This window comes from Permianibacter fluminis, assembly GCF_013179735.1.
Taxonomy (GTDB): Bacteria; Pseudomonadota; Gammaproteobacteria; order Enterobacterales; family Permianibacteraceae; genus Permianibacter; species Permianibacter fluminis.
Window position 1 is genome coordinate 2,023,829 of record NZ_JABMEG010000001.1, and the last position, 20,538, is coordinate 2,044,366.

General features: G+C 60.0%; 24 protein-coding genes. 12 read left to right on the plus strand and 12 right to left on the minus strand.

What is annotated here, in order from left to right; all coding sequences use genetic code 11:
• Positions 1 to 254: 254 nt before the first annotated feature.
• Positions 255 to 1,466, minus strand: coding sequence for a DUF3667 domain-containing protein (locus HPT27_RS08705; protein WP_172241831.1), 1,212 nt, complete (start codon positions 1,464 to 1,466; stop codon positions 255 to 257).
• 181 nt (positions 1,467 to 1,647) lie between these two features.
• On the opposite strand from HPT27_RS08705, the gene HPT27_RS08710 reads away from it, so the two are divergent.
• Positions 1,648 to 2,766, plus strand: coding sequence for an alkane 1-monooxygenase (locus HPT27_RS08710; RefSeq protein ID WP_172241834.1), 1,119 nt, complete (start codon positions 1,648 to 1,650; stop codon positions 2,764 to 2,766).
• Between the two features lie 154 nt (positions 2,767 to 2,920).
• On the opposite strand, the gene HPT27_RS08715 is transcribed toward HPT27_RS08710, so the two are convergent.
• The 4 genes from HPT27_RS08715 to HPT27_RS08730 form a co-directional block, all read right to left on the minus strand.
• A complete protein-coding gene (locus HPT27_RS08715; protein ID WP_172241837.1) occupies positions 2,921 to 3,448 on the minus strand; it encodes an RAD23 family protein in 528 nt (175 codons plus the stop codon).
• On the minus strand, positions 3,445 to 3,837 hold the full coding sequence (locus HPT27_RS08720; RefSeq protein ID WP_172241840.1) for a hypothetical protein: 393 nt from the start codon (positions 3,835 to 3,837) through the stop codon (positions 3,445 to 3,447). The genes HPT27_RS08715 and HPT27_RS08720 overlap by 4 nt, the downstream gene beginning before the upstream one ends.
• Positions 3,838 to 3,931: 94 nt before the next feature.
• Positions 3,932 to 5,242 carry an ABC transporter permease gene (locus HPT27_RS08725; protein WP_172241843.1) on the minus strand — a complete coding sequence of 437 codons (1,311 nt, stop codon included), beginning with the start codon at positions 5,240 to 5,242 and terminating at the stop codon, positions 3,932 to 3,934.
• A gap of 2 nt (positions 5,243 to 5,244) precedes the next feature.
• Positions 5,245 to 6,090 (minus strand): ABC transporter ATP-binding protein, encoded by an 846-nt coding sequence (locus HPT27_RS08730; protein WP_172241846.1) that lies wholly within the window; start codon positions 6,088 to 6,090, stop codon positions 5,245 to 5,247.
• A gap of 302 nt (positions 6,091 to 6,392) precedes the next feature.
• Here HPT27_RS08730 and HPT27_RS08735 point away from each other — a divergent pair, with 302 nt between their 5' ends.
• Both HPT27_RS08735 and HPT27_RS08740 read left to right on the plus strand, forming a co-directional pair.
• The gene (locus HPT27_RS08735; protein ID WP_172245201.1) at positions 6,393 to 6,599 is read left to right on the plus strand and encodes an SEC-C metal-binding domain-containing protein; all 207 of its coding nucleotides are present in this window, start codon (positions 6,393 to 6,395) and stop codon (positions 6,597 to 6,599) included.
• A gap of 3 nt (positions 6,600 to 6,602) precedes the next feature.
• A complete protein-coding gene (locus HPT27_RS08740) occupies positions 6,603 to 6,977 on the plus strand; it encodes a YqcC family protein (RefSeq protein ID WP_172241849.1) in 375 nt (124 codons plus the stop codon).
• Positions 6,978 to 7,100: 123 nt separating this feature from the next.
• Here the strand turns inward: HPT27_RS08740 and HPT27_RS08745 are convergent, their stop codons facing one another.
• Entirely contained in the window at positions 7,101 to 7,409 is a 309-nt protein-coding gene (locus HPT27_RS08745; protein ID WP_172241852.1) for an MGMT family protein, read from the minus strand.
• An 81-nt stretch (positions 7,410 to 7,490) separates the two neighbouring features.
• Here HPT27_RS08745 and HPT27_RS08750 point away from each other — a divergent pair, with 81 nt between their 5' ends.
• Both HPT27_RS08750 and HPT27_RS08755 read left to right on the plus strand, forming a co-directional pair.
• Positions 7,491 to 7,697, plus strand: a complete 207-nt coding sequence (locus HPT27_RS08750; RefSeq protein ID WP_172241855.1) for a hypothetical protein — start codon at positions 7,491 to 7,493, stop codon at positions 7,695 to 7,697.
• A gap of 98 nt (positions 7,698 to 7,795) precedes the next feature.
• On the plus strand, positions 7,796 to 8,200 hold the full coding sequence (locus HPT27_RS08755; RefSeq protein ID WP_172241858.1) for a hypothetical protein: 405 nt from the start codon (positions 7,796 to 7,798) through the stop codon (positions 8,198 to 8,200).
• Positions 8,201 to 8,357: 157 nt separating this feature from the next.
• On the opposite strand, the gene nudC is transcribed toward HPT27_RS08755, so the two are convergent.
• Positions 8,358 to 9,245, minus strand: coding sequence for an NAD(+) diphosphatase (gene nudC, locus HPT27_RS08760; protein ID WP_172241861.1), 888 nt, complete (start codon positions 9,243 to 9,245; stop codon positions 8,358 to 8,360).
• A 20-nt stretch (positions 9,246 to 9,265) separates the two neighbouring features.
• Entirely contained in the window at positions 9,266 to 10,219 is a 954-nt protein-coding gene (locus tag HPT27_RS08765) for a YeiH family protein (protein ID WP_172241864.1), read from the minus strand.
• Positions 10,220 to 10,699: 480 nt separating this feature from the next.
• Here HPT27_RS08765 and HPT27_RS08770 point away from each other — a divergent pair, with 480 nt between their 5' ends.
• The 5 genes from HPT27_RS08770 to HPT27_RS08790 all read left to right on the plus strand — a co-directional run bounded on the left by HPT27_RS08770 (position 10,700) and on the right by HPT27_RS08790 (position 14,101).
• Entirely contained in the window at positions 10,700 to 11,071 is a 372-nt protein-coding gene (locus HPT27_RS08770) for a GntR family transcriptional regulator (protein ID WP_172241867.1), read from the plus strand.
• The gene (locus HPT27_RS08775; RefSeq protein WP_172241870.1) at positions 11,068 to 11,955 is read left to right on the plus strand and encodes an ABC transporter ATP-binding protein; all 888 of its coding nucleotides are present in this window, start codon (positions 11,068 to 11,070) and stop codon (positions 11,953 to 11,955) included. Before HPT27_RS08770 ends, HPT27_RS08775 begins: the two co-directional genes overlap by 4 nt.
• Positions 11,952 to 12,887, plus strand: coding sequence for a hypothetical protein (locus tag HPT27_RS08780; RefSeq protein WP_172241873.1), 936 nt, complete (start codon positions 11,952 to 11,954; stop codon positions 12,885 to 12,887). Before HPT27_RS08775 ends, HPT27_RS08780 begins: the two co-directional genes overlap by 4 nt.
• Before the next feature lie 75 nt (positions 12,888 to 12,962).
• Positions 12,963 to 13,331, plus strand: coding sequence for a DUF3192 domain-containing protein (locus HPT27_RS08785; protein WP_172241876.1), 369 nt, complete (start codon positions 12,963 to 12,965; stop codon positions 13,329 to 13,331).
• 146 nt (positions 13,332 to 13,477) lie between these two features.
• Positions 13,478 to 14,101, plus strand: coding sequence for a hypothetical protein (locus HPT27_RS08790; protein ID WP_172241879.1), 624 nt, complete (start codon positions 13,478 to 13,480; stop codon positions 14,099 to 14,101).
• 81 nt (positions 14,102 to 14,182) lie between these two features.
• On the opposite strand, the gene HPT27_RS08795 is transcribed toward HPT27_RS08790, so the two are convergent.
• Entirely contained in the window at positions 14,183 to 14,944 is a 762-nt protein-coding gene (locus HPT27_RS08795; RefSeq protein ID WP_172241882.1) for an SDR family oxidoreductase, read from the minus strand.
• Positions 14,945 to 15,446: 502 nt separating this feature from the next.
• Here HPT27_RS08795 and HPT27_RS08800 point away from each other — a divergent pair.
• Entirely contained in the window at positions 15,447 to 15,857 is a 411-nt protein-coding gene (locus tag HPT27_RS08800; RefSeq protein ID WP_211197906.1) for a cupin domain-containing protein, read from the plus strand.
• A gap of 64 nt (positions 15,858 to 15,921) precedes the next feature.
• The gene (locus tag HPT27_RS08805) at positions 15,922 to 16,524 is read left to right on the plus strand and encodes a hypothetical protein (protein WP_211197907.1); all 603 of its coding nucleotides are present in this window, start codon (positions 15,922 to 15,924) and stop codon (positions 16,522 to 16,524) included.
• 102 nt (positions 16,525 to 16,626) lie between these two features.
• Here HPT27_RS08805 and HPT27_RS08810 read toward each other — a convergent pair whose 3' ends face one another.
• The 3 genes from HPT27_RS08810 to HPT27_RS08820 form a co-directional block, all read right to left on the minus strand.
• The gene (locus HPT27_RS08810; RefSeq protein WP_172241885.1) at positions 16,627 to 17,592 is read right to left on the minus strand and encodes a YbgA family protein; all 966 of its coding nucleotides are present in this window, start codon (positions 17,590 to 17,592) and stop codon (positions 16,627 to 16,629) included.
• A 166-nt stretch (positions 17,593 to 17,758) separates the two neighbouring features.
• On the minus strand, positions 17,759 to 19,750 hold the full coding sequence (locus HPT27_RS08815) for a cation:proton antiporter domain-containing protein (protein ID WP_172241888.1): 1,992 nt from the start codon (positions 19,748 to 19,750) through the stop codon (positions 17,759 to 17,761).
• A 36-nt stretch (positions 19,751 to 19,786) separates the two neighbouring features.
• A complete protein-coding gene (locus tag HPT27_RS08820) occupies positions 19,787 to 20,521 on the minus strand; it encodes an FAD-binding oxidoreductase (protein ID WP_172241891.1) in 735 nt (244 codons plus the stop codon).
• Positions 20,522 to 20,538: the final 17 nt, after the last annotated feature.

Consider the following 20,538-nt stretch of genomic DNA (forward strand, 5'->3'; position numbering starts at 1 on the left):
GGTTGCTGTGGCTGCGGTAATACTGGTGGCAGGTTGTAGCAGCATGCCCCGGGTTGCCAGTTCGTATCAGACGGATGCTGACAAGGTGGCATTGGTGAATGCGACCGCCAGAGAGCGCGGGTTAAAAGTGATTTGGGTAAATCCACCGCAGAAAAGGGTCGATGAGATTGGCCAAAAACCTCAGAATCTCGCCGGTCATTAAATCAATCGCACAAGAAAAGGGCGCCGTTTGGCGCCCTTTTTATTGGACAAGACTACATCCGCAAAATCCCCAGCACGATATCCACCGCCACCACGATGGAAAGCAGCGTCACATAGACAATGCCGATCATGAAAAACTTGAATGCGGTCAGCATATGACTCTGGCCGTAGACCCGTTTCTGCATCAGATACAAATAGCTGGGCACGCCGAGCACAAGTGACGTCCCGGTGACAAAACCCAGCACATCTTCAACCAGCGGAAAGGTAATCGCGAGACCGGTGGCATCACGAACGACATAGTTGAGGCTGAACAGCAGGGTAAACAGGAAGAACATAAAGCAATGGCTGTGCAGCGCGACAATCAGGTGCTCCATGTAGAGCCGATTGGCAAACGGGTAGAACAGCTTCAGCAGCAGGGCAAACAGTGGCAGCAGAATAAACATGGACTGCGGCAATACGCTCAGCACGGCTGTGACCAGCTTGCGCGGGTCATTGCGAATGTTCTTGGACTTTTCCCGCAACTCCTTGTTGGTGGTCGCCAGCCATTCATTGGCAAACGCCGGCAGGAATTCAATGTTCTCCGGGATCTGGGCACCAACCACATCGTCATCTTCGCCGATCTTGATGCCGATGTTTTCCTTGTTAGGTACCGCCGGGACGGGCGGTATGGCTCCGGCAGCCGCTTTTTGCGCCAGCATCTTCTTGACGGCCGGAGGCGCCTGCTCCAGCGCCTTGGCCAGCTCGGGATCTGCCATCGCCTGGCGCAGTTCGGCTTCGTTCTGCAACTCTTTCTCGTTCGGCAATTTTCCGTCCGTCACTTGTTCCGCGTCATTTCCTTGCGCTGGGTGAGTCGGCTGTTTGTTAGCGGCAGCTTCGCCGCCATCAAACTCGACGACACCGTTGCTTGAGGAAACCAGAAACCCGGCCACCAGAAAAAAGATCAGGCTGGCGATCACATACAGTCGCAGTGGCGGCACATAGCGCTGGCGCCGGCCGGCGAAAAACTCCAGGGTCAGAAAGCCCGGCCGGAACAGCAAAGGCTTCAGGGTCCGGACGGCCCGGGAATCCAGATTCAACACATCATCGAGAAAGTCGCGGAACAGCAGCCCGACATGGCGCAAGGACGAGCGCTCATGCTGGCCGCACTGATAACAGAACGGGCCATGCATCGGTGTTTGGCAATTCGGACAAGTGCGAGCAGCGGGTTCAATCACCGTGGTCGAGAGGATGCCATCGGTGCGGGTCGCCGGTGTTGTCGACTGCATTGGGGTCAGCTCGTGTGCCGGTCCTTGTTGGAGCATAGGGATACAGATCTCAATCGGAGGCGGCCGCGGCGTTAGCCGTCGGCATTGTCATGCTGGCAAGGGTAAGTCAGTGGCTGGCAAACAACAATCGCGGCGGTGCTATAGTCGCGCTCATCACGTTCGGTCCGGCAAGGAGACGTCCATGACGGTTAGCATCACCACAGACGCCATTACCCCAGCGCTGCACCGCAAAGCGTGGAGCTTTGCCCTGGTGTTTTTGCCACTGCTGCTACCGTGGCTCAGTTTGCGACACGGTGCGGCCAGTGCTTACCCGACCTTGTTCATGTTCTGGACGCCGGTCGTGGTGTTTGGCTTGGTGCCGCTGCTGGATTATCTAATTGGCAAAGACACACTGAACCCGAATGAAGAGCAAAGCCGCGTGCTGTCGACCCAGCCATGGTATCGAACGCTGACCTTGCTGTGCCTGCCGCTGCAGTTTGCCAGCCTGATTAGCGGTGCTGTCGTTGCCGTCCAGCTGCCGGGTGGCCTCGCACTGCTCGGCTGGATCGTCTCATTTGGCACCGTCAGCAGCGTATTGGCCATTACGGTGGCGCACGAGCTGATTCACAAGAACGAGAAACTCGATCAGTGGACCGGTGGCATTTTATTGGCCAGCGTTTGCTATGGCGGTTTCAAGATTGAACATGTCCGCGGCCACCACGTTCATGTCTCGACGCCGGAAGATGCCTCCAGCGCCCGCTACGGTGAAACGGTCTACGGTTTTGTGCCGCGGGCGATTATCCGCAATGTTCACAATGCTTTTCGGCTGGAAGCGATTCGCCTGCGCCAGAAGGGCTTGCCGATCTGGTCCTGGCGCAACGAATGCGTGGCTTGGACCGCGCTGAGTGGCGTGTTTGCCGTGACCGCGGCGCTGTTGTTCGGCTGGCACGGCGTGCTGTTCTTTTTTGGTCAGAGCCTGGTCGCCATCGTGTTGCTGGAAACGGTCAACTACATCGAGCACTACGGCTTGCATCGTCGCCTGCAGGCCGATGGCCGCTACGAGCGGGTGACGCATCTGCATTCCTGGAACTCATCCTATCGGCTGAGCAATTTGTTGCTGTTTCATTTGCAACGCCATTCGGACCACCATGCCTTTCCCAAACGGCGCTACCAGATCTTGCGGCATTTCGATGACAGTCCACAGCTGCCGGGCGGCTACCCGACCATGGTGATGCTGGCCTGGCTGCCGCCGCTATGGTTTGCGGTGATGAATCCGCGGGTACGCGCCTACTATGGTGGCGATCCCGACGGTACGAATTGATGTGACGGGTTGACACGACCAGTTGACGCGAACAGTTGGCAAAGGACACTGCCCGGTTTTCGCTGGTCTAAGTTTTCGCTGAGCTATGTTTCCGCAGAGCTTTGATTGAAACGATCGCGACTGTTGCCGCGATCTCGATGATGAGCGGTTCCGATCAGAGACCGCTGCCGGCGCTGCTCCGGCATTGGTTGTTGACGCAGCTGCAACCGGCCGGTTCCTGAAAGCCGCAGATACTGCTGCGACCTTCCTTTTCACACAAGGCTTTCACCTGCTCAGGAAACGTTTGCACGTCCTTGTGGACACATTGCGGCTGATAGCCACAGCAACTGCCGACGTTCTTGACCACACAGTCCGCGTCACGCTGACAGGCCTTGCCGAGGCTTTGCTGATAGTCGCGCAAGCTGCGTGGTGCAACTGGCGTTGTGACGGGCTTGCCATCGGTGATCGTGTCCGGGTTTGGTTTTGTGAGCGGTGTCGCGGGCGTTGTTTCGGGAGCAGGCTTCCCGGCAGGTGCTGCATTCCCCACGACATTCGCTGCCAGACTCGGTGAAACAGCCGGCGTTTCAGCCGTGGTCACCATGGTCGGCGTTTTCGCTGACAACGCGACTGGTTGCGAGGCGCTGCAAGCGGATAGCGCAAACAATAGCAGTGCCTGAATGAGCGAGCTCGGGTGGGCGTTCATGATTCGGTGTTCCGGCTGAAGGCGCTGAGCAAAATCGCCACGCCACCGAGAATCACAAACACCGGCCACCATTTGCCGAAATTCAGATCCAGCAGAAACAGGCCCGCGACCAGACTGGTCGACAACGCGCCAATCAAGGTGCCGGCAGCATCGGCATCAAACCGGCCGACCCGGCGCACCCGCGAGATCACCCGGGCATACATCGCCACCGCTGGAATCAGGATGAACAATGCCCACCAGTTCTTGATCCAGAGAAAATCCAGGTTGTAGCCCTGCTCCTTCGCCAGAAACAACAAGCCGACCAGTATCACCACAATGCCCATGGTGATTCGGTAAATCACTTTATCGCTGTTATCTGTGGCTGCCGGCAGTTTTTCGTCGGTCATCATTGCACTCCGTTGTCATTGCGATGGGCCGAGTCGATTTCATCAACCGACGCCCGTGTTCAGCTTCTGTTTCCGGTTTTGCTTTCCAGCCGTTCATTCAGCCGGCAAGCGTTTCGCGCCGGAATCGCCAGACCCCGCCACCATAGGCGAGCAGGCCAATGGCGAGCAAGACCGTCAGCGGCAACAACATTTCCACGCTGCTGAAGTCGCGCCAGATTGCACCTTCGAGACTGAGGATGCCCCATTTGATCGGGCTGATATGACTGACCGTCTGCAGCCAGGGCGGCATCAGGAACAAGGGAATCATGCTGCCGCCGATCATCGCCAGCACCATCAGCACCGCCCAGCCCATGCCGTTGACCGCTTGCTCGGTTTGGGCGATGGCGGCCATCAGCGTCATGATGCCACTGAAGCAGACCGTGATGGCCAGCACGGCCGCGATCAATGCCAGCGGATGCGGTAACGGCACCCGGAAAAAGACATGGGCAATTACCAGCAGCAGACTCATCACCGCCATTTGGGTCAGTGCGCATGCCAGTGCCTTGCCGGCCAGAATGCTGGCGGCATTGACGGGCGCCGCCTGCAGCCGTTGCAGCGTGCCGCGGCTGCGTTCCTGCACCAGCGACACACCGAAGCCCATCAGGCAGCCGAGCACCGACCACATCATCGATTGCGGAAACAGCACGGCGTACGCATTGCCTGGACCTTTCTTTTCGATGGCAACGGCTTCGGCATCAATTTTCAGTGGCAGAAAGCCGGCGTCATTGGCGCGGTTTGCGGCCGTCGGCGCCTCAGCCTGTTTCGCCAAAAGCGTTTGCATTTTTGGCAGGTAGTCCAGCAGCAGGCTGCGCCATTCGGCTGGCATGTCGGCGCTGGTTTCGATTTGCTGAATCGAGGATTGCATTTGCTGCTGCAGGGCCGGGCCACCAGCGAACAAGGTTTTGAACCGTTCTGCCGCGTATTTCATCAGCACACCTTGCAGCATGCCCGCTTCGGCTTCGCGTGCCGGATCCACGCCGAGCTGCACGGTTGGCACCTGACCGGAGAACGTGCCGGCAAAACCGGCTTGCCAGCGCTCGCCAAAACCGGCCGGGATGATGAGATACGCCGTTTTTTCGCCTTTGCGCACTTGCTCGGCGGCGGTGCTCCGGTCCTGCTCGGTAATTTGCAATTCCGGCGCGGCTTTCAACAAGCCGGCAAACTCCTGCGCGGCACTTGATGCATCTTCCTGCACCAGCACCAAGGAAATCTGCCGGCCACTGTTGCCGCCGCCCATCATGCCGCCAAACAGCAGGGCAAACAGCAGCGGGAAGACAAAAGTAAAAAACAGCGTGACCTTGTCGGTCAGCAGCAACTGAAAATCTTTGCGCGCCATCAACAGCACGGTTTTGCCGATCGAATGGTTCATCGTCAGTCCCTCAAATGTTTGCCGGTCAGATTCAGGAACGCCGATTCCAGCGTCGGTGGCCGCACCTCCAGCAGATCCGCGCTGGTGTCGGTGGCCAGCAGTTCGCGCAGGGTTGCCAGCGGATCGGTGGTGCTGATCTGGCGTTGACCGTGGCCATTGCGCAGCACGATTTCGCTGGCGCCGCCGTATTGCCGCAGCAAGGCCGGCACCGTATCGAGCGCCAGCAACCGGCCGTTGTCGAGAATGGCGACGCGGTCGCATAGCCGCTCGGCTTCTTCCATGTAATGCGTGGTGTAAATCACCGTCTTGCCGGCGGCTTTCAAGGCCAGCACAGTGTCGAACAGGCGGCTGCGCGATTGCGGATCGACGCCCGCAGTCGGTTCATCCAGCAGGAGCAGGTCCGGGTTGTGCACCAGGGCGCCGGCCAGATTGAGTCGGCGCAGCATGCCGCCGGAAAACGTACTGACCGGATCCTCCGCGCGCTCGGTCAAGCCCACTTGCGCCAGCGCCTGGCCAACGGCTTCGTTACCAGACAGACCGGTGATGCCGTACAGCGAGGCAAAGAATTGCAGATTGGCGCGAGCACTGAGCCGCTCGTACAGCGCCAGCTTTTGCGGCGCCAAACCGATTCGCCGGCGCACCGTGTGCTGGCGCGGATCGGTGCCGGCGATGCAGACGCTGCCGCTGTCCGGCGCCAGCAATCCGGTAATCAACGCACAGCTGGTACTTTTGCCGGCGCCGTTCGGGCCGAGCAAGCCAAAGATTTCGCCTGCGCGTATCTGCAAGCTGAGTTGATGCACGGCGCGTTTGCCGGCGTACGCTTTACTGACGTTTTCCAGTTCCAGCATGATGATCTCGCATGGGTTCTGTTGTGTAGTGAATTGGTGGCGGACAGAGGTGGCAACAAAGTCAGCTGTTCTCCTTGCTGACGCGGGGGAAACCGGCCGGTTACGGCGGCGCGGTTCGGATGGCGTCAGTGTCGGCGCCGCCGGGCCAGCGCGGCAGTGCCAGCCGTCACCCGTTGAAGATGACGAATGTCATCTCGCTGGCTGGTGTGGCGCTGGCGTTGCCCGCGCGTTGCTTGCGTCGGTACCGCTCCGGACGGGACAATGGCGGCCTGTCAGCAGTTTTTTTAATCGGGAGCTTCACCATGCACGGCCAGCCGCACGTTCACGGCCCGGATTGCGATCACGACCATGAGCACGAACATGTGCACGGTCCGGATTGCGACCATGACCACGATCATCACCACCATCACGTTCAGGCCCCGGTCCGCAATCCGCTGCGGGAAGTCGGCCGCAATGACCCTTGCCCTTGCGGCTCGGGTAACAAGTTCAAGAAATGCCACGGGCGTTGAACGATGAGCGCATCTGACGGCGACAACCCGGTTTCCCTGCACCCCGAGGTGCAACTGCAGGAGTGCACCCGCCTGCTGGGTGCCATCCAGCAGGAACTGCGTCGGCTGGACTGCTGGGCGGCGGTACCGCCGCCGGTCGAGCGTTTTGCCAGCACGCTGCCGTTCTGCGTCGATACCTTGTCAATTGAGCAATGGCTGCAATTTGTCTTTCTGCCGCGGATGCAGGCGCTGCTGGACGCCGGTGCAGAGTTGCCGCGAGGTTCGGGTCTGGCGGCCTATGCCGAAGTCTGTTTCCGCGACCAGATGGCCGCGCGGCGGGAATTGATTACCTTGCTGAAGGCGATGGATGAGCTATTGGTGGCGCCGGTAGTGCACTGAAAATCAGCGCACTGAGAACAAGTGCACTGAGAATAAGCGCACTGAAATCGGTTCGAGCGGCGCGCTGAGCGCGTTTCTCTGTGGCGCAAAGGCCATGGCGAGGGCATCAACGCCCGGTTCGTGTCAGCCCGGTTCCGGCGGCCTCTTGGCGCGGCCATTTTCGATGCGCACGCCTTCGGCGCGCAGCCGCTGCAATTGCTCGCGCCAACCGGCCGAGCCTTCTGCCAGTCCGGGCCGGCCATCGGCCCGCAGGACCCGATGCCAAGGCAGGCGGCCACCGTTCGGTTGGCTGGCCAACAAACGTGCCACTAATCGGTGATAACCCGGCAAACCCGCGCGCCGAGCGACCTCGCCATAGCTGCACCATTCGCCGGCGGGAATCGCGGCGATGACGGCAAGCAGGCGTTGGTGCAAGTCGGATGGGCTGGTCATAAAAGCATCAGTTGACAAAGTTCGCGCCAGTCCGTATATAGCTCGCCCGAAATTTCATCATTTTGCGTTGAGGTAGGCAGTATGGCGGGTATTGAAGGTCTGGACGAAGACTTTGTCGAGGTGGAGTCTACCGAGACCATTCACGTCAATGTCAACGTCAATCATGCGGATGCCACCAAGCATCCGCCGCGCTGGCGTCAGATCGAGATGTTGCGGGAAAAACGCGAACTGAGCGCCGCACTCAGCGAGTACGACGACTACGAGTTCGACGACAGCGAAGAAGAATAAGCAGTATCAGTCCGGCGCCCCAGTGGCGCCGGAACTGTTTTGTGGTCGCCACGGTCTCAGCCTGCGTCCATCCGGTGTATTTGTTGACGAGGTGTAACGTGGTTCGAGCCCTAACCGTGACATCGTTGGTGATGCTGGCCGTGTCCAGTCAGGCCATTGCAGGCAATTGTGGCGCCGTTTCGACGTTTTTTGACGGGCCGGAAACCCGGGATATTTACGAGGCGCGCATCGGCGCCATCGACAGCAGCAATACCTTGCTGGAGAACCGCGAGCACCGGCTTGCACCGGGCAAGCACGAGTTGCGCATCTATGAGTTCATCGATGCCCCGGAATTGAAAGTGCCGGCGCGCCATCGCGGTTACGGCAAGGTGTTGACCGTTGAGGTGGAAGCCAACAAGGTTTATCGGGTCGGCGCCAAATTCAATGCCAAGAAGCCGTTTGATCGCAACGAGTTCTGGGAGCCGGTGATCTGGCAGGTCTCTGACAAGAACTGCGAGCCTTGAGCGGATCGTTGCCGCAATAAAAAAACGCCGTGCTTGCACGGCGTTTTTTATTGGCAGAAATCGGTCTGGCGAATGCGGTCAGGCACGCGGGCCTTTACTTGCGGGCTAGTACTTTTGTGTATAAGTCCTCTTGGACCAGGACTCGTGGTTCAGGCTCTTACTTTGGCAGCGCGTCTGCCAGCGAGTCTCCGCGCTGTTCGAACCAGACTTTGGTCAAGCCGTAAGCCACTGACGCGCGGGTCGGCAATTTCATGCTGCCATTTCTGACGGCGGTTACCAACTCATCGCGGCTGAGCCAACGCGCTTCTTCCAATTCCTTGTCATGCAGGGTCAGTTGCGGGTCATCGGTTTCGGCAAAAAACGCCAGCATCAGCGACATCGGCGAGGGCCATGGCTGCGACATGACGTACTGGACGTTGCGGATCAAAATGCCAGTTTCTTCCATCACTTCCCTGGCGACGGCCTGCTCCATGCTTTCGCCCGGTTCGACAAAACCGGCGATCATGCCGAACCGACCGGCCGGCCAGTTGGCGCCACGGCCAAACAGCAATTTGTCGGCGTGCGTGACCCCGACAATAATTGCCGGATCGGTACGCGGAAAATGATTGCGCTGGCAGCTCGGGCAATGCCGGCTGTGGCCGGCTTCGCGGACCTCGGTGGGTGCGCCGCAGCCGGCGCAAAACCGGTGATGGACATGCCAGTGCACCAGCGCTTTCGCTTCGCAGGCGATCGCCAGATGTTCGGCGGTCAGGTAGCCCGCGCGTGGCCGCAAATCGTCGAAGTCGGCATCCCGATAACCGCCGGCATTGGCTTCGTCGAGCGCCAGCGCAAACGTTGGCAGGCCTTCATACAGCCCGAGAAAAAATGCTTCTGCACGCTGGCGGCTGCTGAATTCCTGCAATGGCCGGAACAGCTCGCCGGCCAGCATGGGCAGCTTGTCATCGAAGATGCCAAGGACGCGCGCATCTTTGCTGTTGCGCAGCTGTTGCAGTTGGCTTTCGTCGTGGCGCAGCAGCGCTTGCCGCTGCAAGGTGAAATGCAACATGGCGGTCACCGAAGAATTTATCACGGATGCATTGCCTCGATGGCCAGCAGCGAACCGGTGGCCAAAATCAGCCATAAGGTGACCGCCAGTATCAGCGGCCGCATGCTCAAGTTCCGCAAGGTAGTCCGGGTGATGCCGGCGCCGATCCACAGCAGCGACAAGGCGAACAGGTCGCGGGCGAAACTGGTGATGTGCGGTGCGATGTCGGCCAGGGCCGGCACCAGGGTCCGGATCAGGCTGGCGAGCAGAAAAAACGAGATAAACAGCGGAAAGGCATTTTGCTGATCGCGACTGCGATTGACGATGCCGAACAGCAAGACCAGCGGCACGATCCAGATCGCGCGCGCCAATTTGGCGGTGGTCGCAACGGCCAGCGCTTCGTTGCCGTAATTGGCGGCCGCGCCGACTACCGAACTGGTGTCGTGAATGGCGAGCGCGGCCCACAAACCGAATTCGGCCTGCGTCAAACCGAGCCAATGACCCAGCGGCGGGAAGATCACCAGACCGAGCGCATTCAGCAGAAACACCACCGCCACTGCGACCGCAATGGTTTCACTTTTGGCGCGCAGTACCGGCGCCACGGCGGCAATTGCGCTGCCACCGCAAATGGCGGTGCCGGCCGCCAGCAGCTGGCCGAGCACCGATTCCACTTTCAGCCATTTCGCCAGCCACCAGCCGGCCAACAGCGCTAGCGCAATGGTGGCGATGGTCAGCGCCAGGCTGTCGCGCGCTGTTGCCAGCACGACATTCAGCGGCAGACCAAAGCCGAGCCCAACCACGGCAGTCTTCAGCACCAGTCCAGAGGCTTTCTGGGTCTGCGCTTTGACCGGGTTGCCCAGCCAGAGACCGAGACCAATGCCGGCCAGCAAGGCCAGTGAACTGCCAAGGATGCCGACGAGGCAGGCAACGCTGAGCAAGGCAAGCAGGGCGGCAGCAAACCGATCCTGAGGACGGGGCAGGGCGGGCAGGGACATCAACCGGGCTATCGCTACAAAAATCGCCGGGGACGGCAGAGGCCGGCATTGTGAGCGCGGCAGCGGCGTCAGGCAACCACGAGTCGGGACGTTCGTGCGCTGGCGATTGAAGGATTGCTACCGGCCAGACCGTGTCGCCGCGTTGGTGCCGGCCTCGTTGCCCGCGCCGCTTGCCGGGCCGTGACCCCACGTTTACGCCGACTGACCCTGTTTACCTTTGGTAACAGTCACCGGCAAACGGTCACAGTCTCGGTGTTATAGTTCACTACAACACCACCACGGAGAGCCAAGGACAGGGCGAATGTGGTCGCAATACCGGTGGAGCAGGCAATACCGAACTGATGTAGCGGCTCCTTGTTTCTGGAGCTGAATTTCCCGAGCGTTCGCGCCCGGCTGGTCGATTGACCGGACGGGCGCGACACCCCCAACCCAGGCGAAACGGTTCCAACCGGGCCTGATTGAGAGCAAGTAAGGAGGCCTATGCGAGCAGAGTGGAGTGACGAAGCGCCGATTTACCGGCAGCTGCGCGAACGTATCGTGCTGCTGATTCTGGAAGGCGCGCTGGCCCCGGGTGATGCCCTGCCCTCGGTCCGGCAGGTGGCGGCGGATTACCGCATCAATCCGCTGACCGTGAGCAAGGCATATCAGGAATTGTCCGAGGAGAACATCGTGGAAAAGCGACGCGGGCTTGGCCTGTACGTCAACGAAGGCGCGCGGGAAAAACTGAAAACGCAGCTGCGCCAACAATTCCTCGACGAAGAGTGGCCGCGTGTGCTGAAACGCATTGAGTTGCTGGATCTGACGCCGGCAGAGCTGTTGGCATTCAACAGCAGCCCGGGAGGTGCCGCATGACCGGTTCCGCAAGTGCTGTGCACAACAACAACGTGCTGGTGCAAGGCCGTGGCATCCACAAGGCGTTCGGCAAAACCGATGTGCTGAATCAGGTTGATTTCACCATCGAGAAAGGCCGCATCGTCGGTTTGATCGGCAGCAACGGCGCCGGCAAAACCACCTTGCTGCGGGCCATGCTCGGCTTGACCGATGTTGATGGCGAGCTGTCGGTGCTGGGGCTGGATCCGCGTACCCATCGTGATCAGTTGATGGAGCGGGTTGCCTACATCGCCGATGTCGCGATTCTGCCGCGCTGGTTGCGGGTCGATCAGGCCATTGATTATGTCGATGGCGTGCATCCGCGCTTTTCCCGCGAGCGCTGCGAGGCGATGTTGAAAAAAACCAACATCCCGGCCAAAGCCAAAATCGGCACGCTGTCGAAAGGCATGGTGGCGCAGTTGCATCTGGCGCTGGTGTTGGCAATCGACGCCGAGTTGCTGATTCTGGACGAGCCGACTCTGGGTCTCGACATTGTCTACCGCAAGGCGTTTTACGAAACCCTGCTGGGCGACTACTACGAGCGTGAACGCACCATCGTGCTGACCACGCACCAGGTGGAAGAAGTGCAGCATCTGCTGACCGACATTCTGCTGATCAGCAAAGGCCGACTGGTGTTGAACGGCACCATGGACGCGGTCAGCGAGCGCTACACCGAAGTGATGGTGCCGCGCGAACAGCTGGACGCGGCGCGCGCTTACAAGCCGATCAGCGATCGGGAAGTGTTCGGTCGCCATGTGCTGATGTTTGAAAATATCGCCCGCGAGCAACTGCGTGGCCTTGGCGAACTGCGGACACCCGGCATTGCCGATGTGTTTGTCGCCAAAATGACGGAGGCAAAAGTATGAATACCAAAGCCTTTGGCACGCTGATCAAGCGTGAGCTGTGGGAAAACAAGGGCAGTCTGGTCTGGACGCCGATCATTGTTGCGGCCGTGCTGGCCTTGCTGAGCTGCTGGGCCGTTGTCCGCGGTGCCTATGAGATTGGCCATTCCCCGGAGATTCATCTGGAAGGTGAAGTTTTCAAGCTGGATCTGTTGGCGGAAAAACTGAACAGCTTTACCGACACCGAACGCGTGCAAGCGGTGCAGGCCGGTCTGATGGGCTTGCGGGTGCCGTTTGATTTGCTGCTGCTGATCATTTTGCCGTTCTACTGTGTGGCCGCGCTGTATGACGACCGCAAGGACCGCTCGATCTATTTCTGGCGCTCGCTGCCGGTATCGGATCTGCACACGGTGCTGGCAAAATTGGCGACCGCCGTGGTGGTGTATCCCGCCGTGGTGTTGGCGGCTGCGGCAGCGTTCCAACTGATCTGGATGCTGATTGCAACGGGCCTGAGCTGGTATGTCGGCGTCAGTGCCTGGAGCACGGTATGGGCACCGAGCCATCTGCCGCTGTTCTGGCTGTCGTCCTACTTTCATTACCTGCTGATGATGCTGTGGGTTCTGCCGTTCTTTGCCCTGAACCTGCTGTTGTCGGCAACGACCAAGCGTCCGCTGATGCTCGCCATTGTCTTGCCGCTGGTGCTGATGCTGGTCGAGAAATTGCTGACGGGCACGGAATACATTGCCGACTGGATTGGCGAGCGACTGGTCGGCATGGCCACGCTGTTGTGGGGTGACATGCGTGACATGGACAAGATGGGCGAGCACTACCCGTTTGCCAGCTACAGCCACGGTCTGGAAGTGTTTGGCAACGGCCAGTTCTGGTTCGGTTTGCTGTTGTCGATAGCGCTGTTGGCCGGTGCGGTCTATGCCCGCCGCCGACTGCAAGATGTGTAATGAGTGATTTTTGCAGCAGCGGCATTCACCGGCCGCTGCGCAGTTGACCAAACGTTAGATGAAAAGGAAACAACGATGAAGAAGACCCTGTTGGCACTGTCTTTGGCGATGGCAACCACCTTGACCGGTTGCGTCATCGCGATTGGTCCGGATGGTTTTGATACCGGTGACAGCGTCAGCCGCCGCGACAGCAAGATGCGGGAAAAAATTGCCGACCTGCCGCTCGGCCAGAGCACCGAGTCGGTACGGGAAAAGCTGGGTGAGCCGGAATTCAGCGAAGCCTTCGCCGGCAAGGATGGCGAATACCGGGTCTGGTTTTATCGCACCCATCGGACCAAGTCGGACGGCGATACCAGCCGTGACGAAACCACCCCGCTGGTATTCCGCGATGGCAAGCTGGTAGCGTTTGGTGAAGATGCCTACCGTCAGGCACTGGCGCGCTGATTGCCGCTGAACGCGGCAATCGCCACACGCCGTTAACAAAACCAGCAGGGCGGGTCACCGGCAACGGCGACCCGCCCTGCCTATTTTTGGGCCGCTCACAGCCCGCAACAAATATGCGAGAATGCGCGCCGATTGGGTTTTGACGGATGACACCGACGATGGCGGCGGCTGACAACACGCTGGAGTATTGGTTGACCACGCTGCCGCATGACGAGCAGCGACATTACCGGGATTTGATCGCGCGTCTGCAGCAAGCCGGCGATCCGGAAAAGCTCAGCAGCGAAGAGCGGCAAGAACTGGCCGACATGGCCAATCGCTTCGCTGGCCGCAGCGCCGAATCCGGCAGCAACACGACGGCACCGTCGCGTGGCCCGGCTGCGGCTACGGTCACCAGCCGGCCGACTATTCCATCAGCTAGCCAGCCAACCATCCAACCGATCAATTCGGCGTTTCTGCAAACCGAATTTGTCGCCTATGTCCGGGAAGTGTTGAATCGCGATTGGTGCGCCCGCGGCGGCACCTTGCAGGATGCCGTGCTGCATGCATTCGAACAGAAATGGTTGCCGGATGAACTGCGCGACGAGGCCACCTGCGCCAATCTGTACCGGCGCTATCAGCGTGATATCGATCAGGCCAACGGCTTTCGTCAGGGCCTGGCTGGCAATCAGACGCTGGCCGGTGACAAGCGCATGGCGGTTGGGCTCGCCTGGTTCACCACGGTCTACAAAATGAATCAGCTGTTGCTGCAGGGTATTGATCCGGACAGCTGAGATTTCGATAGCAATGTGACAACAATGCGACAACAAAAAACGCGGCATCGGCCGCGTTTTTTGTTGGGCAATCGGCTCGTGCTACAGCCGCAGACCGCCGTCGATTTCCAGCACGCGGCCGGTCAGGTAATCGTTTTCCAGAATGAATTTGACCGTCTGGGCGATGTTTTCCGGCAGCCCCATCTTGCGCAGCGGAATGCCGCTTTCGATTTTCGCAATCACTTCCGGCTTCATGCTCGCGGTCATGTCGGTGGCGATAAAGCCTGGCGCAATAGCCGCACAGCGAATGCCGTAACGTGCCAGCTCTTTCGCCCAAGTCACAGTCATGGCTGCGACCCCGGCTTTCGCCGCCGCGTAATTGCTCTGACCCATGTTGCCATTACGGGAAATGCTCGAAATATTGACGATCACGCCCGGCCGGCCTTTCTGCACCATTTGCGCCGCAGCTTCACGGCCGCAGAGGAAAACGCCGGTCAGATTGACGTCGATCACTTTCTGCCAATCGCTCAGGCTGAGCTTGCCTTCAATGACCCCGTCCTTGGCCTTGACCAGCAGGCCGTCGCGAATGATGCCGGCATTGTTGACCAGCGCATCGACCCCGCCGAATGCCGTTTCAATGCGGGCAAACAGGTTCTCGACCTCGCCCTCGTTGGCGATGTCCGCGATATAGCCTTCAGCGCGCACGCCGAGCTTGCGGCATTCCGCCACCGCCCGCTCCAGCGCGTCAGCGTTGCGGTCGACCAGCGCCAGCTTGGCGCCCTGGCTCGCCAGGGTCAGCGCCATGGCTTTACCCAAACCCTGACCCGCGCCCGTAATGGCAATGACTTTGTCCTGAATCTGCATAGCGACCTCGTTAGCCTGCGGCAAATGCTGCGATGCACAAAACCGCCGCACTATAGCAGGAAACGCCGACCAGAGAAGGGGGCGGGCCGTCGCGGGCAGGGACGGCGCGAAGTAACTGGTTCGTTCTCACCAGAAGTGTGGCGCGGGTTTGGTGACCGGCTGTCCCAAGGCCGGGGACAAGACCGCTGTCAGTCGCCCAAACAGGGCCATGTGGTCGCGGTGACATGGGTGCACGACGACGCTGACAACGGTCCACGCACAGAGTGGTGAGCGCCGTCGGCAATGAATCGAAAGCGCACGACGACCGCCAATGCCGGTCGGACAATCTTGCTAAGCTGCGTTGCCGTTGGTGACGGGTATCGCCGTGTTCTGCGGCGGTGCGGCAACAACATGAACGCGAGCGGGTGAGCTGTAGTTGGGTTCTGATGCGATGTTATGTGCTGGGCATCGCGATGCGACCGCGTCTTACGGCGCGATGGTTTCGACTAACAGAGGAATCGACATGGCTTCGGTCATCAGAATGCGGGTTTTTGCTGGCGCGGTATTTGCGCTGGGTTTTGCTTCCGGGCTGCTGGCGCAAAAGCTCACGGATTCACCGCAGCGGGTGGAAGTGAAGCGCGTCGATTTGTCCGGCGCGCCAGGTATGGAAGTGATCACCTCCACGGCCGAATATCCGCCCGGCGCTACCGTTGCCCGGCATTCGCATCACGGCATTGAAGTGGCGTATGTGGTGCAGGGCGCGAGCATTCAGCTGCCCGGCAAAGAGGCCAGTGCCTTGTTGACCGGTGCATCGCTGGTGAATCTGCGCGACGCCGAGCATGCCGGCTTCACCGTGGTTGGCGAGGTGCCATTGAAACTGTTCACCGTGCACGTGGTCGACAAGGCGCAGCCGCTATACGAGTTTGGCAATTGAGCGCCGTCAGTGAAGGTTCAGCGGAAGTGACGGCTGTGTCGTTTACATTGCCGGACTCGCTTTCATGAGTTCTGCAATCCAACCCTGCGAATTGCCGCCGACGGCGCTGTTGCAGCGCTGTCGTGACCAGGGCGCATACACCGATTGCTATGTGACGACGGTCGCCGGTGTTGTTTCTGCACCAGCGTTTATCGAGGCGTTCTACACCACGACGTTGTTCAAACTGGAGCGACTGATTCTTCGTTGGGCCGTTGGCAAAACGTCAACGGACCGCGACGCCCAAGCACTGGCGTCTGGTGACTGCGATCACTTTGCAGCGTGGCGCGTGGAAGCCCGTGCCAGCGGACAGCTTCTGCTGGCCGATTTCACCGGCCGGACGAAGTCCTGGTTGATGGTTGAGACTGTCGGCGCTGCAGCGGATGCCAACAAATCGGCATCGGGTACATCGGACTTGAGAAATGCGGATTCGCTTGACGTGAGCCCAATTAAAACCTTGCTTTATTTCGGCTCGGCCGTGGTGCCGCGTGGCGGCAATGAAAGCGATCGGCGGCGTGGAATGGGCTTGTTGTTTCATGCCTTGCTCGGCTTTCACCAGCTGTATTCCCGCTGCCTGTTACGTTCAGCCCGTTCGCGGCTGCTGGCGCAAGCGGCGCGGCCGTCGCGTTGAGTGAAGCGTTTCCGGTGAGCTGCCGCCCGCAACTTTTGCCAGAAGGCAGTCGCGGTCAGCGGCCTTTCAGAAAAGCATATCCGTTACGGTCAGAGACCCGTGCTACAGCACATTGCGCAAGCCGAGTTCAGTGGGATACGGCGCAAAATACAGTTGCTGATTCAGGTAGGCATCAGGTTGTTTGCGCAAATGGTGTTGCAGCAGGGTCAATGGCACGATCAACGGCACTTTTTCCAGACGGTAGTCATCGATCAGCGTGGCCAACTCGTCCCGGTCTGCCGCATCAAGCGTGCGCTTGAAATAGCCGGCGATGTGCTGCAGCACATTGGTGTGACGTTTGCGACTGGCTTTGCGCTTCAACGCCGCCATGAATTCATTGGCATAGGCATCGAGCCAGTGCGCGCTGAGCGGGCCTTTCAGTTCAGCGACCATCCTGCCGAGCCGGCGATAGGCAGCCTCGTTATGGGCGAGCAGCAGCAGTTTGTGCCGGGTGTGAAAGGCAATGATATCGGCTTTGCTCGGATGGCTTGCCCGCAGCGCTTGCCAGCGCGCATACGCATAAACGCGAACGATGAAATTTTCCCGCAGCACCGGATCGTGCAGGCGGCCTTCTTCTTCCACGGGCAGCAGCGGCAAATTCTGCAGCAGGCGTGCTGCGTAAGCGCCGCTGCTGTGCTGCGGCAATCCGCCCTTGGCACCGTGCACCTTGACCCGCTCCATGCCACAGCTGGGCGATTTGCTTTTCAGCACATAGCCTGACAGCGTGCGCTGGCTCGGCAATTGCCGGTCAGCGAACTGATGCAGCGCGTCGGTGAAATCGCGTTCCGGTTCGCGCACGCCACGCACCCGGATGGCGCCATCGATATTGATCAGCTGAATCGGCGGACGCGGCACGCCCAGACCGATGCCAACCTCCGGACAGTAGGGCCGGTAATCGAAATGCGTCGACAAGACGCCGGTCAGATAATCGTCACGCTTGTGCGCGCCGTCGTAACGCACCGGCTCGCCCAGCAGGCAAGTGCTGATACCGACGACGGGTTTCTGTGCTGGCGTTTCAAACGGAATCATGTTGTCGTGTTCTTGATTTGGGTTGCCAGTCTTGAACTAGGCTGGGCGTATCGAGCTGATACGTAGCAATGTCGTTGCTGGTGCACCTGCGGTTTCGGAAAAGCCGGCTTCCAGATCATGGGCATTGTCTCGCACAAGACTTCACGTGGCCGGCGCATTCCGCCGACTAAAACCGGCTGAACCGGCGCGCGCCGGAAATCAGCCGTGATTCCGCCGCCTCGATATTTTCCGGAAAGCCCATCAGCACCAGGGTATCGCCGGCCCGCAGCATCTCGGTGTTGGCGGGGTAGGCGGTTTCGACCTCACCGCGGCGCAGGGTGGTGACCTCGATACCCATTGCTTCCAGATGCAGATCACCCAGTGTGCTGCCCACGCCAGCGGCGTCTTTGCCGAGTGTGACCGGGTGCAATTGCTGCGGCCGTTTGCTGCTGTCGACCGTCATGTCGGCACCGGCGCCGTAGAAAAATCCTTTCAACTGTTTGTAGCGGGCGCGCCGCGCCTGCTGAACCCGGTGCAGCACTTTGTTGACCGGCACATCGAGCATCACCAGCACATGTGAGACCAGCATGAGACTGCCTTCGAGAATCTCCGGCACCACTTCAGTGGCGCCGCTTTCCCGCAGCACATCGAGGTGACTGTCATCCTGGGTACGAACCAGAACCGGCAGCTCGGGTTGCAGCGCGCGTACCCGGCGAATGATCAATTCGGCGTGCCCGGCACTGTCGACACAGACCACCACCATGCGGGCGCGATCCAGACCGGCGGCGCGCAAAATTTCCGGTCGGCTGGCGTCGCCAAAAAACACCCGCACGCCTGCCTGATTGGCCTCCAGCACCCGTTGGCTGTCGCGATCCAGTGCCAGCGCCTTGTAACCTTCGTTTTCGGTAAAGCGCACGACCAATTGGCCGACCCGGCCAAAGCCGCAGACGATCACATGGCCGCTCAATTCCAGTGCCGCCAACTCAATGACCTGCAGCGGATCGCTGTCGTCTTCCTGCCGACGACGGCGTCGCAGCAGGCGATCCGCAAGATTGCCGCTGTGCCGCAACGCCAACGGCGCCAGCAGCATGCTGGCAATGCCGACGAACAGCGCCACCGATACGGTGGTGCGATCAAGCAGGGCGGTATCCGAGGCCAGCGCCAACAGCGCAAAACCAAATTCGCCGACTTGCGCCAGCACGATGCCGGACATGATCGCTTCGCGCCGACGCTCTTTCAGCAGGCGCAGCGACACATACACGACCAGTGCCTTGATCAAAATGATTAACGGCAGGGCCAGCACGATGACCTTGGTGTGATCGACCAGCACCGTCAGCGTCAGCAAGTTGCCGATGCCGATAAAAAACAAACCCATCAGGACATCGCGGAACGGCCGGATCTCGGCTTCGATTTGGTGGCGGAACTGACTCTCGCCGAGCAAGGTGCCAGCGAGGAACGCGCCGAGCGCCATCGACAGGCCAAGTTCGTGGGTCACTTCGGCCGCGACCAGCGTGACCAGCAGGCAAACCAGCACGAACAATTCATCGCTACGGGATTTGCCAACCCAGTGAAACAGCGGCGGCAGCAACTTGCGCCCGACCAGCACCAACAGCGCCGCCGCCGTCAGGCCTTTGGCAAAGGCCAGCAGCAGATGCTGGGCCAATTGGCCTTCGCCGGAGACTCCCAGCGCCGGCACCAGAATCAGCAACGGCACCGCCGCCAGATCCTGAAACAGCAGCACGCCAATGGCGTTGCGACCATGACGGGTATTGAGTTCGCGCTGCGTTGCCAACAGCTTGCTGACCAAAGCTGTCGACGACATGGCCAGCGCCAGCGAAAGCACCAGCGCCAATTTGCTTTGCAAGCCGAACAGATACAGTGGCAAGCCCAGCGCAAACGCAGTACCGAGCAACTGGCTGGGCCCGAACACGAACACCGCGCGGCGCAAACTTTTCAGTTTGGGCAGCGAGAACTCCAGGCCGAGAGTGAACAGCAGAAAGACCAGCCCGAGCTCGCCAAGCAAGCGCAGCTCCGATGATTGGCCGTACAGATCGTAACCGAACTCGCGCAGCACGATGCCGGCGGCGAGATAGCCGAGAATGGCCGGCATCTGCCAGCGCAGCAGCAGCGCGATGACCAACACGGTCAAGCCAATCAGCAGTATTCCCTGGAGCAGCATGAGCCGGTGGTCCTCGCTAGTGGCGAATAGCGCGGATCAGGCGCGCGAAAAAATATACTTCTCCCGCTTGACGGTCTTGACGCCAAACCCGACGGCTTTCAGGCGCTCGAACACTTCATCGACCATGGCCGGGTTGCCACAAAGATAGACCAGATCCGTGTCCGCCTGCGGATTCAGCTGCTGCAAGCGATCAGTGACCCGGCCGGCATATTCATCGGGCGCAGTGGCTGCCGCGCGCGACACGCACAGGCTGAACTGGAATGACGGGAAAGCCTGCGCCTGCGCGCGAAAATCGTCGAGATAAAATGCCTCGGCTTGATCGCGGACACCAAACAGCAGATGCACCTGCATGCCTTGCGTCAAATGCGGCTGCATTTGTTTCAACATGGCCCGATAGGGCGCTACGCCGGTGCCGGTGGCGATCAAAATCAGCCGCTTCGGCAGCACTTCCGGCCAGACCAACAGGCCATGCGGGCCGGAAAAAGCAATTTCGGCGCCCGGCTGCGCCTGCCAGAACCAGCGCGTGGCCTTGCCGTTTTCAACGTGACTGGCGACCAGCTCCAGCGTCTCGGCAGCAGCGGGGTTGTCGGCAACGGTGGCAATGCTGTAACTGCGCTTGTAAATCTCGCCGCTGTCATCGGGCAGATGCAGCGAAACAAATTCACCCGGCCGGTAGGCAAAGCTGCCGCCATCGCTGCGAACAAAGCGCAGCCGGCGCACGTTGCGGCTGATCATGGCCGAGTCGAGCAATCGAATGGGAGTGGTGAGCATGAACGTTACCTGAATGT

Bases quoted from the DNA above. Each gene is read 5' to 3' on its own strand.
- HPT27_RS08705 (WP_172241831.1), bottom strand. From the start codon at position 1,466: ATGCAGTCGACAACACCGGCGACCCGCACCGATGGCATCCTCTCGACC.
- HPT27_RS08710 (WP_172241834.1), top strand. From the start codon at position 1,648: ATGACGGTTAGCATCACCACAGACGCCATTACCCCAGCGCTGCACCGC.
- HPT27_RS08715 (WP_172241837.1), bottom strand. From the start codon at position 3,448: ATGAACGCCCACCCGAGCTCGCTCATTCAGGCACTGCTATTGTTTGCG.
- HPT27_RS08720 (WP_172241840.1), bottom strand. From the start codon at position 3,837: ATGATGACCGACGAAAAACTGCCGGCAGCCACAGATAACAGCGATAAA.
- HPT27_RS08725 (WP_172241843.1), bottom strand. From the start codon at position 5,242: ATGAACCATTCGATCGGCAAAACCGTGCTGTTGATGGCGCGCAAAGAT.
- HPT27_RS08730 (WP_172241846.1), bottom strand. From the start codon at position 6,090: ATGCTGGAACTGGAAAACGTCAGTAAAGCGTACGCCGGCAAACGCGCC.
- HPT27_RS08735 (WP_172245201.1), top strand. From the start codon at position 6,393: ATGCACGGCCAGCCGCACGTTCACGGCCCGGATTGCGATCACGACCAT.
- HPT27_RS08740 (WP_172241849.1), top strand. From the start codon at position 6,603: ATGAGCGCATCTGACGGCGACAACCCGGTTTCCCTGCACCCCGAGGTG.
- HPT27_RS08745 (WP_172241852.1), bottom strand. From the start codon at position 7,409: ATGACCAGCCCATCCGACTTGCACCAACGCCTGCTTGCCGTCATCGCC.
- HPT27_RS08750 (WP_172241855.1), top strand. From the start codon at position 7,491: ATGGCGGGTATTGAAGGTCTGGACGAAGACTTTGTCGAGGTGGAGTCT.
- nudC (WP_172241861.1), bottom strand. From the start codon at position 9,245: ATGTTGCATTTCACCTTGCAGCGGCAAGCGCTGCTGCGCCACGACGAA.
- HPT27_RS08765 (WP_172241864.1), bottom strand. From the start codon at position 10,219: ATGTCCCTGCCCGCCCTGCCCCGTCCTCAGGATCGGTTTGCTGCCGCC.
- HPT27_RS08770 (WP_172241867.1), top strand. From the start codon at position 10,700: ATGCGAGCAGAGTGGAGTGACGAAGCGCCGATTTACCGGCAGCTGCGC.
- HPT27_RS08775 (WP_172241870.1), top strand. From the start codon at position 11,068: ATGACCGGTTCCGCAAGTGCTGTGCACAACAACAACGTGCTGGTGCAA.
- HPT27_RS08780 (WP_172241873.1), top strand. From the start codon at position 11,952: ATGAATACCAAAGCCTTTGGCACGCTGATCAAGCGTGAGCTGTGGGAA.
- HPT27_RS08785 (WP_172241876.1), top strand. From the start codon at position 12,963: ATGAAGAAGACCCTGTTGGCACTGTCTTTGGCGATGGCAACCACCTTG.
- HPT27_RS08790 (WP_172241879.1), top strand. From the start codon at position 13,478: ATGACACCGACGATGGCGGCGGCTGACAACACGCTGGAGTATTGGTTG.
- HPT27_RS08795 (WP_172241882.1), bottom strand. From the start codon at position 14,944: ATGCAGATTCAGGACAAAGTCATTGCCATTACGGGCGCGGGTCAGGGT.
- HPT27_RS08800 (WP_211197906.1), top strand. From the start codon at position 15,447: ATGGCTTCGGTCATCAGAATGCGGGTTTTTGCTGGCGCGGTATTTGCG.
- HPT27_RS08805 (WP_211197907.1), top strand. From the start codon at position 15,922: ATGAGTTCTGCAATCCAACCCTGCGAATTGCCGCCGACGGCGCTGTTG.
- HPT27_RS08810 (WP_172241885.1), bottom strand. From the start codon at position 17,592: ATGATTCCGTTTGAAACGCCAGCACAGAAACCCGTCGTCGGTATCAGC.
- HPT27_RS08815 (WP_172241888.1), bottom strand. From the start codon at position 19,750: ATGCTGCTCCAGGGAATACTGCTGATTGGCTTGACCGTGTTGGTCATC.
- HPT27_RS08820 (WP_172241891.1), bottom strand. From the start codon at position 20,521: ATGCTCACCACTCCCATTCGATTGCTCGACTCGGCCATGATCAGCCGC.